Origin of the sequence: Ferrovibrio sp. (assembly GCF_035304305.1) — a bacterium.
GTDB lineage: Bacteria > Pseudomonadota > Alphaproteobacteria > Ferrovibrionales > Ferrovibrionaceae > Ferrovibrio.
The window spans coordinates 1-13,232 of sequence record NZ_DATGQG010000052.1; the positions used below are offsets into that span (position 1 = coordinate 1).

General features: G+C 68.8%; 9 protein-coding genes. 4 read left to right on the top strand and 5 right to left on the bottom strand.

What is annotated here, in order from left to right:
• Positions 1-249: 249 nt before the first annotated feature.
• The gene (locus tag VKZ87_RS06170) at positions 250-1,722 is read right to left on the bottom strand and encodes a CHAD domain-containing protein (RefSeq protein WP_324220376.1); all 1,473 of its coding nucleotides are present in this window, start codon (positions 1,720-1,722) and stop codon (positions 250-252) included.
• Positions 1,723-2,064: 342 nt separating this feature from the next.
• On the opposite strand from VKZ87_RS06170, the gene VKZ87_RS06175 reads away from it, so the two are divergent.
• Positions 2,065-3,693: a GNAT family N-acetyltransferase gene (locus VKZ87_RS06175; RefSeq protein WP_324220377.1), complete on the top strand. Its 1,629-nt coding sequence runs from the start codon at positions 2,065-2,067 to the stop codon at positions 3,691-3,693.
• A gap of 25 nt (positions 3,694-3,718) precedes the next feature.
• Here the strand turns inward: VKZ87_RS06175 and VKZ87_RS06180 are convergent, their stop codons facing one another.
• On the bottom strand, positions 3,719-5,317 hold the full coding sequence (locus VKZ87_RS06180) for a GMC family oxidoreductase (protein ID WP_324220378.1): 1,599 nt from the start codon (positions 5,315-5,317) through the stop codon (positions 3,719-3,721).
• 4 nt (positions 5,318-5,321) lie between these two features.
• Positions 5,322-5,726 carry an MAPEG family protein gene (locus tag VKZ87_RS06185; RefSeq protein ID WP_324220379.1) on the bottom strand — a complete coding sequence of 135 codons (405 nt, stop codon included), beginning with the start codon at positions 5,724-5,726 and terminating at the stop codon, positions 5,322-5,324.
• Positions 5,727-5,907: 181 nt separating this feature from the next.
• Between VKZ87_RS06185 and VKZ87_RS06190 the strand changes: the two genes are divergently transcribed.
• The gene (locus tag VKZ87_RS06190) at positions 5,908-6,276 is read left to right on the top strand and encodes a hypothetical protein (RefSeq protein ID WP_324220380.1); all 369 of its coding nucleotides are present in this window, start codon (positions 5,908-5,910) and stop codon (positions 6,274-6,276) included.
• A gap of 13 nt (positions 6,277-6,289) precedes the next feature.
• Positions 6,290-7,969, top strand: coding sequence for a methyl-accepting chemotaxis protein (locus tag VKZ87_RS06195; protein WP_324220381.1), 1,680 nt, complete (start codon positions 6,290-6,292; stop codon positions 7,967-7,969).
• 28 nt (positions 7,970-7,997) lie between these two features.
• Here the strand turns inward: VKZ87_RS06195 and rnk are convergent, their stop codons facing one another.
• Positions 7,998-8,420 (bottom strand): nucleoside diphosphate kinase regulator, encoded by a 423-nt coding sequence (gene rnk / locus VKZ87_RS06200; RefSeq protein WP_324220382.1) that lies wholly within the window; start codon positions 8,418-8,420, stop codon positions 7,998-8,000.
• A gap of 361 nt (positions 8,421-8,781) precedes the next feature.
• On the opposite strand from rnk, the gene VKZ87_RS06205 reads away from it, so the two are divergent.
• Positions 8,782-11,076, top strand: coding sequence for a nitrate- and nitrite sensing domain-containing protein (locus tag VKZ87_RS06205; RefSeq protein ID WP_324220383.1), 2,295 nt, complete (start codon positions 8,782-8,784; stop codon positions 11,074-11,076).
• Positions 11,077-11,099: 23 nt separating this feature from the next.
• Here VKZ87_RS06205 and scpA read toward each other — a convergent pair.
• Positions 11,100-13,232: methylmalonyl-CoA mutase (gene scpA, locus VKZ87_RS06210; RefSeq protein ID WP_414655628.1), on the bottom strand; the 2,133-nt coding region annotated here is incomplete at its 5' end.

Genomic DNA, 13,232 nt, shown 5'->3' on the forward strand with positions numbered 1-13,232 from the left:
TCACCCGCTCCGAAGACGAGGCCTGGGCCCCCGACCTCATCGACGGCATCGCCCGCGTCGACGACCAGCTCGTACCCCTCCTCGCCCTCACCCACATAACCCAAAACCCCATCCCCCACTTGCCCAGCGCAGCCTGAGGCCGAGGTGACGGAGACAGACCGGTCAAGGCATCCGGTCTGTCTCCTCGTTCCATGAACGATCGCACGGAATCCGGATCACGTCGGACAGGACGGCGAAAGACCGGAGATCTCACTTCTCCAGCGCGTCCTTCCAGAAGGGCTTGTTGCGCGCAAATGCCTCCCAGCAGGCGCCGAGATGGTCGAGCTGCAGACGCTGGCGGCCGGCGAACCAGCCGGTGATGGCGGTGGAGGCCGGATCATCGGGCGGAATGCCGAGCGTGTCGCGCAGCAGCCGCTCGCCCATGGCGGCATCGTTGAGCGCGCCGAGGCAGTCCTGCAGCTCGGTGAGCGCGGCGAGGAAGCGGCGCACATCCCTCTTGCCGAACAGCGGGCGGAAGAATTCCACCGCATAGCGCAGCCGCTTGGCATGGATGCGCAGCCGGTGCAGCCCGGCGGTATCGAGCGTGGCGTGACGCCGCCCCAGCTTCTTCACCTTGCGCCGGCGCCGGTGCAGCACGGCAGCGGCAAAGCCGCGCGCGCCGTCGGGCCGCAGATGCGGCGGCGCGTCACCCGCCTTCGTATCGGTATCCGGCGGCGTGTCGGTGTCCGGCGGGATCGCCGCCAGCCCGGGCAGGGTCGCCAGCAGCTGCGCGACGCCGAGACGCCAGGCCGCGCAGCGCGCGGATTGCAACGCCTCCGACAGCGCCTGCTGCGCCTCGCCCCTGCGCGCTTCGACCTGCTGCACGATGCGCGCAAGTCCCTCGGTCGCCGCGCCCGTCTGCTGCAGCGGCTTCAGCGTCTCATGCAGGAAGACATCGAGATCGCGCTTGTCGCCCAGCGGGCCGTTGAGCCAGCGCAGCTCGTCGGCCAGCGGCTGCAACGCCGCCTCTGGCAGGATGTCGCGGAACACCTGGATCGCCGAACGCAGGCGGCGCAGCGCGACGCGCATCTGGTGCACGCCTTCGAGATCGCGGTCGGCGAGCACGGGCAGCATGTTGGCGTCGAACTGCGCCAGGCAGTGGCGCGCGATGGCGGCGAAAGCGACGACGGCATTGGCCCGGTCGGGCAGCGCGTAGGCGATCTGCCCGGCGCGCACCGGCCTGGCCTCCGCCAGCCCGAGCGTCACTGCGGCAAGAACCAGTCCCGGCACGCCGGTCCAGCGCAGCGGCAGCTCGGCGCAGAGCCGCAGCGCGAGCGCATGCAGCGCGCCGGCCTCGCCCTGCAGCACGAGTTCCCCGACGGTCGTTTCCGCGTCGCCGCGCTGCAGGCGGATGTCGCGGAACTGCGCCGTCACACCGTCCTGCAGCGCAATGGTGGCGCTCTTCACCTCGCCCTGCGCCACGATCTGCAGGTCTTCCGGCAGATGCGGCGCCGGGCCGGAGGGCTGGCCGGACACCGGCAGCAGCTCCTGCACGCGCGCCGAGGGATCGGCATGGGAAACGCAGAGCCAGCCGCTGCCGGTGCAGGTCTGTTCGGGTGTGTCGAGCAGCAGCAGGGACTGCCGGCTGCGCCGGGCGCGCCCTTTCAGCAGCGGGTGCTGCCGCCCCCGCCGCAGGCCGCCGGCAGGAAAGCCCAGGCGCAGCATGGCGGGCGTCTCGCTCATCGCCGCGGACTCTGCCGGGGGTCCGGAAAAAAGTCAAATCGCTCAGGCATTTAAGACTGTTACACTTCCGTTGCAGGCTTTGCGGCCGAATGCCGCCCGGGGTCGTGGCCGGCGGCCTCAATTCCGCCTTTTTGTCTGTCTATAAGCCTTTTCATCAGCAGGCAGCCTCATCGCAGGCCTGTTCGGGCCGTCCGCTTCACCCACTCCCCCCTGGGCCCCGGCGGACGGCCCACCTCCACCCCTCCGGTGGGGTATTCACAAGAGACAATCCGTGTTTTTCCCGCTGCGGCCCTGCCGCCGCGCCGGTTGTTTCGTTGCCTGATCCATGACCGGGACCATCCCATGCTCAAGACCGCCACCCGCCCCCGCCGCAAGACCGCCAGCCAGAATGCCGCCCGGAGCGGCACCAGGCGCGCCGCCGCCAGCAGGCCGAAACTGATCCTGCGCAACGCCACGCCGGAGGACATTCCCGCCATCCGCGCGCTCACCGCCAAGGTCTATGCCGCGCTGGGCAGCAACGGCGCCTATTCGGCGGCGCAGCTGCGCGGACACCAGCATCACTTCCGCGAAGGCCAGTTCGTCGCCCTCTATGACGGCGCGGTCGTCGGCTACTGCGCCACTTTCCGCATCAGCGGCAAGCTGGCGCTGAAACCCCATGACTGGGAGAGCATCACCGGCCGCGGCTATGCCTCGCGCCATGATCCCGAAGGCGACTGGCTCTACGGCATGGAGATCTGCGTCGATCCCGATTACCGGGGCCTGCGCATCGGCCAGCGCCTGTACAATGCGCGCAAGCAGCTGGCGCAGCATCTGCACCTGCAGGGCATCGTCTTCGGCGGACGCATGCCGAACCTGAACCGCCGGTGGAGCCAGGTGCGATCGCCCGAACGCTATGTCGAACTGGTGCGCGAAGGCCGCCTGCGCGATCCGGTGATCAATTTCCAGCTGCGCAACGGCTTCGAGCCGGTCGGCGTGCTGCGCGGTTATCTGCCGACCGACCATGAATCGCGCGGCTTCGGCACCCATATGGTCTGGCGCAACCCGCAGGTGGCCGGCGAGACCATGACGAGCACCGCGGCGCCGGCCCTGCCGCGCTCGACCAATGTGCGCATCGCCTGCGTGCAGTACCAGCAGCGCCCGGTGGCCTCGTTCCAGGAATTCGCCCAGCAGGTCGAGTATTTCGTCGACGTGGTGGCCGACTACAAGGCCGATTTCGTGGTCTTCCCCGAACTCTTCACCCTGCAGCTGCTCTCGATCGAGAACCGCCATGCGCCGGCATCGGAAGCGATCGCCGCGCTGACCGCCTATACCGACCGCATCCGCACGCTGTTCTCCGAACTGGCGGTCAGCTACAACATCAACATCATCGGCGGCTCGCATCCGACCCGCGATGCCGACGGGCTGATCTACAACATCTGCTATGTCTGCCTGCGCGACGGTTCGGTGCATGAGCAGCGCAAGATCCATCCGACGCCGAACGAGCGCTACTGGTGGAACATCACCGGCGGCAGCGAGATGAACGCGATCGAGACCGACTGCGGGCCGATCGGCGTGATGATCTGCTACGACACGGAATTCCCCGAACTGGCCCGCCACCTCACCGACCAGGGCGCACAGATTCTCTTCGTGCCCTTCTGCACCGACGAGCGGCAGAGCTACCTGCGGGTGCGCTACTGCGGCCAGGCCCGCGCGGTGGAGAACCAGTGCTATGTCGCCATGGCGGGCAATGTCGGCAACCTGCCGAATGTCGAGAACATGGACATCCAGTATGCCCAGAGCTGCGTGCTGACGCCCTGCGACTTCAATTTCGCCCGCGACGGCATCGCCGCCGACACCACGCCGAATGTGGAGATGGTCGCCATCGCCGACCTGCAGCTCGACAGCCTCGCCGCCGCGCGCCAGTCGGGCACCGTGGTGAACCTGAAGGACCGCCGCTTCGATCTCTACAGCGTGAACTGGAAGGAGGCGTAGGTCCGCCCCCTCAATCCTTCATTACCTATGGCGCGGCCGACCGGATCAGGTCAGCCGCCCTTTCCGCGATCATGATCGTCGGCGCGTTGGTATTGCCGCCGATCAGGGTCGGCATCACCGAGGCATCGGCTACCCAGAGCGCCTCCAGGCCGCGCACGCGCAGCTGCGGATCGACCACGGCCATGGCATCCTCCGCCGCCCCCATGCGGCAGGTGCCGACCGGATGATAGATCGTGTCGGCGCGCGCGCGGATCGCCGCCAGCAGCGCGTCGTCCTCATGGATGCCGGCGGTGTAAAGCTCCTGCGGCTTCAGCGCGCGGAACGGCGGCGCCTCCATGATGCGGCGGCCGAGCTTCACGCCGCGCAGAAGCAGCGCCGCATCGTCGGGATGGCTCAGGAACTGCGGATCGATCTTCGGCGGCAGCAGCGGGTCGGCGCCTTTCAGGCCGACATGGCCGCGGCTTTTCGGCCGCAGCACGCAGACATGCAAACTGTAGCCATGGCCGAAATGCAGCCTGCGCGCATGGTTGTCGACCAGGGCGACGACGAAATGCAGCTGCAGGTCGGGCCGGGGCAGCGACGGATCGGAGCGCAGGAAGCCGCCGGCCTCGGCGAAGTTCGAGGTCAGCATGCCCCTGCGCTCGGCCTTCCAGCGCCGGATCTCGCGCAGCAGATGCAGGCTGCCGAGCGGCGAGACGCCGGGCAGGGTGTGATCGTCGGTCTTGTAGAGCAGGATGTAGTCGACATGGTCCTGCAGGTTGGCGCCGACGCCGGGCAGTTCGTGCTGCACCGGGATGCCGTGCCGCTGCAGTTCGGCGCCGGGGCCGATGCCCGACAGCATCAGCAGCTGCGGCGACTGCAGCGCGCCGGCGGAAAGAATGACGCCGGCCTTTGCCAGCAGCGACTGCCCGCTGCGGCCCTTCCGGTACGCCACGCCGACCGCGCGACGGCCCTGCAGCAGGATGCGCGTCGCCCGCGCGCCGGTCTCGATGCGCAGGTTCGGCCGCGCCCGCACGGCGTCGGTGAGATAGGCGCGCGCTGCCGACCAGCGTTCGCCGTTCTTCTGCGTCACCTGATAATGCCCGACACCCTCCTGCCGCTCGCCGTTGAAATCGTCGTTGCGCGGCAGCTGCAGCGTATCGCAGGCCCGGAGGAAGGTTTCGCCCAGCGGATGCGGCGAGGCCAGATCGGCCACGTTCAGCGGCCCGGTCGTGCCATGCAGCGGACCGTCGAAGCGCTCGTTGCCTTCGGCGCGGCGGAAATAGGGCAGCACGTCGCTGAAGCCCCAGCCGGCGGCGCCGCGGTCGCGCCAGTCGTCGTAATCGGAGGCATGGCCGCGGGTATAGATCATCGCGTTCAGGCCGGAGGAGCCGCCCAGCATGCGGCCGCGCGGCTGGTAGCCGCGGCGCCCGCCGAATCCCGGCTGCGGTTCGGTCTGGAACGCCCAGTTGCGCCATTTCGTCGGCACGAAGGCGGCGGCGCCGAGCGGCACACGGCAGAGGATGTGGTCGTCGGGCGGACCGGCCTCGAGCAGGCAGACCTTCGTCACACCGTCATCGCTGAGGCGCCGGGCGAGCACGCAGCCCGCCGAACCGCCGCCGATGACGATGTAGTCGAAATCCATCGCGTCACATGGCGAGGCGCTGCAGCGCCACCAGCAGCAGCCAGAGGCTGGTGATGACGATGACCGTGAAGGTCAGGCCGATGCCGATGGCGCGGCCGCTCGAGAGTTTCGCGGTCCGCGACAGGCCCCAGGCATGCAGGATGCGGCCGAGGAACAGCATGGCGCCGAGCAGGTGCAGCGCCCAGACCGGCTGCCGCGTCAGCTCGAGCAGGAAAAGCAGCAGCAGGGCGAGCGGCACGTATTCGACGAAATTCGCATGCACGCGGATCGCCTTGCCGAGATCCGCATGGCCGCCATCGCCGATGCCGACGCCATGACGCTGCCGCAGGCGGATGACGCGGACCGCCAGCACGATCAGCAGCAGGCCGCAGAGCGCAGCATAGAGCGGCGTGACGAAGAATGGCGGCATGGGAACACTCCGGCTTCAGACATCCCGTGGCGCGGGAAGTCTGTCAGGGAAACTCGCTGAATCATACCGGAATCGTGGCTTTGCGGCCACAACCTGCCATCGTTTTCGCCGGGCGGCGCAATCCACGTGCTATTGCGGCGGAGATTACCTATGTCCCTGTCGGACTGAACCGACGTTCCCCGTGCCGACAACTTCGCATTCCCGCCTTGCGCTGGGCAGCATTCTGCTGATCGCCCTGCTGCCCCTGCTCACCCTGCTGCCGCCGGCCTCCGGTCCGGCACCGGAAGGGGATGCGCCGCAGCGCCTGATCGTGCTGCTGCCGGCCGGCGCCGGGGATCTGCCGCGCGCCGCAGCCCTGCTGGATGCGGCGCAGGCCCGGCCGCTCGGTCAGGGCCGGTTGCCGAACCTGTGGCTGGTTTCCGCCGCCGCGCCGGATGCCGCGACGCAGCTCTATGCCGCGGGCGCCCGTCTGGTGCTGGCCGGCGACGGCCTGCTGGCCGGCTGCCTGTCCTTCCGGCCGCCGCTTTTCCACCGATCTCCTTCCACCTGAAAGGCAGAATGCCATGACCACCGCCCTGCTTCGGCTCGAATCCCTTGACGATCTGCGGCGCCGCGCGAGCGGCGCTTTCGCCGTCTGGCTCTGGCTGCATCTGCCGCTGATCCTGGCCGTGGCCTGGTTCAACGGCACCGGCCTGCTCGCCAGCGGCATCGGCGCGCTGGTCATCGCCGCCATCGCCACATGGTTCTGCCGCCGCGACGCCGCCGGTGCGGCAACGCGGCAGGTGGTGGCCGCGGCCTTCGTCGGCATGGCATCGCTGCTGGTCTTTGCCGCGAGCGGTCCGTGGCAGATCGACCTGCACATGTATTACTTCGCGATCTTCGCGGTGCTGGCGGCCTACTGCGACTGGCGTGCGATCCTGACGGCGGCAACCCTGACCGCCCTGCATCACCTGGTGCTGAACTTCGCGCTGCCCTACGCCATCTTCCCCGATGGCAGCGATTTCGGCCGCGTCATCGTGCATGCGGTCATCGTGGTCGCCGAATGCGCGGTGCTGATCTGGCTCTGCCTGGTGCTGGAGAACCTGTTCGCCCGCAGCGCGCAGAGCCTGTCCGACATGCAGGTCTCCATGGCCGACCGCGAAAGGCTGGAAGCCGATGCCGCCGCCGAGCGCGAGCGTTTCGCCGCCGAGCGCGCGGCGCAGGAAGCCCGTTTCGAGCAGGCCATCGGCCACGTCGTGGCGGCCGCCGCCGACGGCGATCTCGGCCAGCGTGTCGCGACCGGCGAACTGAGCGGCGTGATGCAGCGCGTCGGCATGACCGTCAACACGCTGCTGGAACGCACCGAGACGGTGATCGGCGCGGCGCAGGACGTCACCGCGGCGATGGCGAAAGGCGATCTGCGGCGCCGCGTTGCGACCGGCTTCCAGGGCCGTTTCGGCGCGCTGGCCGACGATATCAACAGCATGGGCGACCGGCTGCGCGATTTCACCGCCCGGCTGGCGGGCAGCGCCGATGCGGTGCAGGCCGCCTCGACCGAGATTTCCTCAGGCAGCCAGGATCTTTCGGCCCGCACCGAGAGCCAGGCCGCCAGCATCGAGGAGACGGCCGCCTCGATGCACGAGATCACCGAAACGGTGAAGCAGAATGCCGGCAACGCGCAGGCCGCCAGCCAGCTGGCGATGACAGCGCGCGACACGGCGGAGAAGGGTGGCGGCGTGGTCGGCGACACCGTCACCGCGATGCACCGGATCGAGGACAGCGCGCGCAGGATCAGCGACATCGTCATGCTGATCGACGAGATCGCCTTCCAGACCAACCTGCTGGCGCTGAACGCGAGCGTCGAAGCCGCGCGCGCCGGCGAGGCCGGCAAGGGCTTTGCGGTGGTGGCGCAGGAGGTGCGGGCGCTGGCGCAGCGTTCGGCCAGCGCCAGCAAGGATATCAAGACGCTGATCAGCGAGAGCAACGCGCAGGTGAAGGCCGGCGCCGCACTGGTGAACCAGGCCGGCCAGTCGCTCGCCGAGATCGTCGCGGCGGTGAAGAAGGTGAGCGACATTGTCGGCGAGATCGCCGCCGCCAGCCACGAGCAGGCGACGGGTCTCGATCAGGTCAACACCGCGGTTGCGGCCATGGATGAAGTGACCCAGCGCAACAGCGCGCTGGTGGAGGAGACCACGGCGGCCGCGCAGACACTGGCCGCGCAGTCGCGCGAGCTGGCCGGCCTGGTAAGCTTCTTCAGGACCTGAGTCGCCGCAGGCCTGGACGGGGCGGCGGCTACAGGTCGTAGCGGCCGTCGCGCTCCGGCTGGTAGGCTACCCGGTGCAGGGTGATGCGCCGGCATTCGCCGCTGTTGGTGGTCCAGCCGATGCTCTGGCCCTCGCGCAGGCCGATCAGCGCCGCGCCGACCGGCGTGGCGATCGAGATCTTCTTCTGGTCGAGATCGGCCTCGCCCGGATAGACCAGGGTGAGCCAGTGCGAACGCTGGCTGTGGTCGTAGCCGAACACGACATGGCTGCGCATGGTGGCGACATCGGCTGGCGTTTCCTCCGGCGCGACGATCCTGGCGCGCTCGAGCTCGCAGCTGAGCATCTGCGCCACGTCGGGCTGGCGCGGGCGGATCTGTTCGGCAATGTCGGCCAGCCGTGCGGAATCGTTCTCGGTCAGCAGGATATCGGGACGCGGGTGCAGGAACGGCATGATAATCTCCAAGAAAAATGACGCGCCACGTCTGCCGCGGCACGGTGAAAGTCGGAAAGCAAAGGGGGTGTCTAAAACGCCCCGGGCATCAGGCGGCAAAAAGCCGCACGGGTCCGGGGCCTAGCGGCCTGCGTGGAGGCGGCTGGCGCGGCAGAGTCGGAGAATGTTGCCGGCACGGATCATGCTCTCAATATGGGCCGGCACGGGGCCGAGTGCAAGCCCGTCCTGCGGGCCGGTTTCCGGGAAATAAGGCCGGCCCCGCCCGATTTTTCTGATTCCTGTTTGCGCCAGGTCGAGGAAGCGGCGGCGCCGGGACGGCAGGCTGGGGGTCCCACCGATAAAGACTCTCCCGGATACAACCATGCTGCGCTCGATAAGAAGCCGAATCCTGATCGCCCTGCTGATTCCCAGCCTCACTCTGCTGATCTTCGCCGCCCTGGTCATCCGCGACCGCTTTGCCGACCTGCGCCAGGCCGACCTGGTGCGGAACATGGCGGGATATACCGTGGCCGCCAGCGACTTCGTCCATGAACTGCAGCGCGAGCGCGGCAGTTCGGCGCTGTTCCTGGGCAGCGGCGGGCGGCAGTTCCGCAGCGAGCTGATGGACCAGCGGCGGCAGACCGACGCCGCGGCCGCCCGGCTCGCCGCGGCGCTGAAACGGGCCGATATGGGGGCGCTGGGCCCGGCCTTCGCCGAGGCCGCGGCAAAGGCGCAGCGGGCCGTGGCGCCGCTCGCCGAGAAGCGCCAGGGCATCGATGCGCAGACCCTGCCGGGGTCGCAGTCCTTCGCCTTCTACACCGACGCCATCGCCACCCAGCTCGACGGCATCCGCCAGATGGTGCTGATCGCCAATGACCGCGGCATCGGCCTGGCGACCCAGGTCTATTACGCCCTGCTGGAAGGCAAGGAGCTGGCCGGCCAGGAGCGCGCCACCGCCGCCGGTGCCTTCGCCGCCGGACGGTTCGATCCGGAAACCTATCGCCGCATGGTGGCGCTGGCGGCGCTGCAGGACCAGCATCTGCTGGATGCGCAGCGTCTCGCCACGCCGGGGCAGGCCGAGGCGCTGCGGCAGCTGACCGGCAGCCCGCAGCGCGACACGGTCAGCGGCTTCCGCCGCACGGCCTATGACAGCATCACCAGCGGCGTCACCGGCGACGTCACCGCGCCGGCCTGGTTCTCTGCGATGACCGCCTATATCGACGAGCTGAAAACCGTCGAGGAGCGCATGGGCAGCGACCTGCAGGCCCGCGCCGCCGAACTGCGCTCCGACACGATGCGGCAGGCCCTGGTGTCGGCCGGCGTGATCGCGGCGCTGCTGCTTCTGACCGCATCGGCCGGCGTGCTGCTGGTGCGCTCGACGGCGCGGCCGCTGGCGCAGCTGACCGAGAGCATGCGGCGGCTGGCCGCCGGCGATCTGACGCTGGAGATTCCCTCACGCAACCGTCGCGACGAACTGGGCGCCATGGCGGAAGCCGTGCAGGTGTTCAAGCAGAATGCGCTGGACAAGCTGGCGCTGGAGCAGACGGCGGAAACCCAGCGCCAGGCCTCCGAGGCGCGGCGGCGCGAGCGCGAGCAGCGCGAGGCGGCCGCCGCGGCCGAGATCGCCGCGCTGTTCGAACGCGTCGCCGAGGGCGATCTCAGCGGCCGGCTGGAGGAAGCCGGCAAGGAAGGCTTCCTGCTCACGCTCGGCCGGCAGCTGAACCGCCTGATCGCGTCGCTGCAGGGCATCACCGAGGAACTCGCCGCCAGCATGACCGCGATGGGCGGCGGCGACCTGACGCGCCAGGTCACCGGCGATTACCACGGCGTGTTCGGCAGCCTGAAGGACAGCGCCAATGCCATGGCGGCGCGGCTGACCGAGCTGGCCGAGCATCTGGCGGTGAATGCCGCCACCGTGCGCGATGCCGCCGCCGAGATCTCGGTCGGCAGCAGCGATCTGGCGCAACGCACCGAAAGCCAGGCGGCCTCGCTGGAGCAGACCGCGGCCTCGATGCATCAGGTGACCGCGACGGTGAAGCTAAATGCCGACAACGCGCAGGCCGCCAACCAGCTGGCCGCGGAAGCGCGCGCCAGCGCCGAGAAGGGCGGCAGCGTGGTGCAGCAGGCGGTCGCCGCGGTGACGCAGATCGAGCAGAGCGCGCAGAAGATCGCCGACATCGTGGTGCTGATCGACGAGATCGCCTTCCAGACGAATCTGCTTGCGCTGAACGCGAGCGTCGAAGCCGCACGCGCGGGCGAGGCTGGCAAGGGCTTTGCCGTCGTGGCGCAGGAGGTGCGTGCGCTGGCGCAGCGCTCCGCCGAGGCCGGGCGCGAGATCAAGGGGCTGATCGCCGCCTCGAGCAGCCAGGTGGAAGCCGGCGCGGCGCTGGTGAACGAGACCGGCCAGTCGCTTTCCGAGATCGTCACCGCGGTAAAGAAGGTCTCCGACATCGTCGCCGAGATCGCCGCCGCCTCGCGCGAGCAGGCGGTCGGCCTGGAGCAGGTCAACACCGCGATCGGACAGATGGACGAGATGACCCAGCGCAACGGCGCGCTGGTGGAGGAAACCTCCGCCTCCGCCGAGGCGCTGGCCGGCCAGGCGCGCGACCTGGCCGAGCTGATCGGCTTCTTCCGCACCACGCCGGTGAACCGGCCGCCGGCGCGGCGCGCGGCGTGACGCGCAAGGCGTAAGGCGGCGGGCTACTCCGCCGCCGCCTTATGCTGCTGGCGGATCAGGCCGATGATCTCGGCCGCCGCCTTCGGAATGTTGGTGCCCGGGCCGTAGATGCCGGCAACGCCCGCCTTGCGCAGGTAGTCGTAATCCTGCGGCGGGATCACGCCGCCGCAGATCACCAGGATGTCGCCGGCGCCCTGCCTGCGCAGGGCCTCGATCAGCTGCGGCACCAGCGTCTTGTGGCCTGCCGCCTGCGACGAGACGCCGATGACATGCACGTCGTTGTCGATGGCATCCTTGGCGGCTTCCTCGGGCGTCTGGAACAGCGGGCCGACATCGACGTCGAAGCCGAGATCGGCGAAGGCGGTGGCGATCACCTTGGCGCCGCGGTCATGGCCGTCCTGGCCGAGCTTGACCACCAGCATGCGCGGCCGGCGGCCCTCCTCGGCGGCGAAGGCCTCGATGTCCTTCTGGATGTTCATGAAGCCCTCGTCATTGGCATAGGCCGCGCCATAGACGCCGCTGATCGAGCGGATGGTGGCCTGGTGGCGGGTGAAGACGCGCTCCATGGCATCCGACATCTCGCCCACCGTGACACGGGCGCGGGCGGCATTGACGCAGAGCTCGAGCAGGTTGGCATTGCCGGCGGCGCCCTCTTCCAGCGCCCGGATGGCGGCTTCCGCCTTCGCCTTGTCGCGGGTGTTGCGGATGGTGTTGAGCCGCGCCACCTGCTGCTCGCGCACGCGGGTGTTGTCGACTTCCAGCAGCTCGGGCACGTCGTCCTTCGCCGGGCGGTACTTGTTGACGCCGACGATGACATCCTCGCCGCGGTCGACGCGGGCCTGGCGGCGCGCTGCCGCCTCCTCGATGCGCAGCTTCGGCATGCCGCTCTCGACCGCCCTGGTCATGCCGCCCATCGCCTCGACTTCCTGGATCAGCGCCCAGGCATGGGAGACCAGCGAATGGGTCAGCGCCTCGACGTAATAGGAGCCGGCCAGCGGGTCGACCACTTTGGTGACGTGGGTCTCTTCCTGGATGATCAGCTGGGTGTTGCGGGCGATGCGGGCGGAGAACTCGCTGGGCAGCGCGATGGCTTCGTCCAGCGCGTTGGTATGCAGCGACTGGGTGCCGCCCAGCACGGCCGCCATCGCCTCGATCGCGGTGCGCACCACGTTGTTGTAGGGATCCTGTTCGGTGAGCGAGACGCCCGAGGTCTGGCAATGGGTGCGCAGCATCAGGCTGGAGGGCTTCTTCGGCTTGAATTCCGACATGATCTTCGCCCACAGGAAGCGCGCGGCGCGCAGCTTGGCGATCTCCATGAAGAAGTTCATGCCGATGGCGAAGAAGAAGGAGAGCCGTCCGGCGAAGGCATCGACATCCATGCCGCTGTTGATCGCGGTGCGGACATATTCGAGGCCGTCGGCGAGCGTGAACGCCAGCTCCTGCACCGCGGTCGCGCCGGCTTCCTGCATGTGGTAGCCGGAAATCGAGATCGAGTTGAAGCGCGGCATGTGCTTCGCCGTGTAGCCGATGATGTCGGACACGATGCGCATGCTGGGGCCCGGCGGATAGATATAGGTGTTCCGGACCATGAACTCCTTGAGGATGTCGTTCTGGATCGTGCCGCTGAGCTGCTCGGGCTTCACGCCCTGCTCCTCGCCGGCGACGATGTAGCAGGCCATGACCGGCAGCACGGCGCCGTTCATGGTCATCGACACGCTCATCCTGTCGAGCGGAATGCCGTCGAACAGGATCTTCATGTCCTCGACGGAATCGATCGCCACGCCGGCCTTGCCGACATCGCCGACCACGCGCGGATGATCGGAATCGTAGCCGCGATGGGTGGCGAGATCGAAGGCGACGCTGATGCCCTGCTGCCCGGCGGCAAGATTCTTGCGGTAGAAGGCGTTCGACTCTTCGGCGGTGGAGAAGCCGGCATACTGGCGGATCGTCCAGGGCCGGTTGGCATACATGGTGGCGCGCACGCCGCGGGTGAACGGCGCGAAGCCGGGCAGGCTGCCCAGGGTGTCGAATTCCAGGTTCTCGAGATCGGCCGCGGTGTAGAGCGGCTTGATCCGGATGCCTTCGGGGCTGTCCCAGACGAGGTCGGAGAGCGGCCGGTCGCCCAGTTCCTTCTGGGCCAGCTTCGCCCAGGCTTC

Coding starts and splice junctions, on each gene's coding strand:
- VKZ87_RS06170 (WP_324220376.1), bottom strand. CDS start 1,722: ATGAGCGAGACGCCCGCCATGCTGCGCCTGGGCTTTCCTGCCGGCGGC.
- VKZ87_RS06175 (WP_324220377.1), top strand. CDS start 2,065: ATGCTCAAGACCGCCACCCGCCCCCGCCGCAAGACCGCCAGCCAGAAT.
- VKZ87_RS06180 (WP_324220378.1), bottom strand. CDS start 5,317: ATGGATTTCGACTACATCGTCATCGGCGGCGGTTCGGCGGGCTGCGTG.
- VKZ87_RS06185 (WP_324220379.1), bottom strand. CDS start 5,726: ATGCCGCCATTCTTCGTCACGCCGCTCTATGCTGCGCTCTGCGGCCTG.
- VKZ87_RS06195 (WP_324220381.1), top strand. CDS start 6,290: ATGACCACCGCCCTGCTTCGGCTCGAATCCCTTGACGATCTGCGGCGC.
- rnk (WP_324220382.1), bottom strand. CDS start 8,420: ATGCCGTTCCTGCACCCGCGTCCCGATATCCTGCTGACCGAGAACGAT.
- VKZ87_RS06205 (WP_324220383.1), top strand. CDS start 8,782: ATGCTGCGCTCGATAAGAAGCCGAATCCTGATCGCCCTGCTGATTCCC.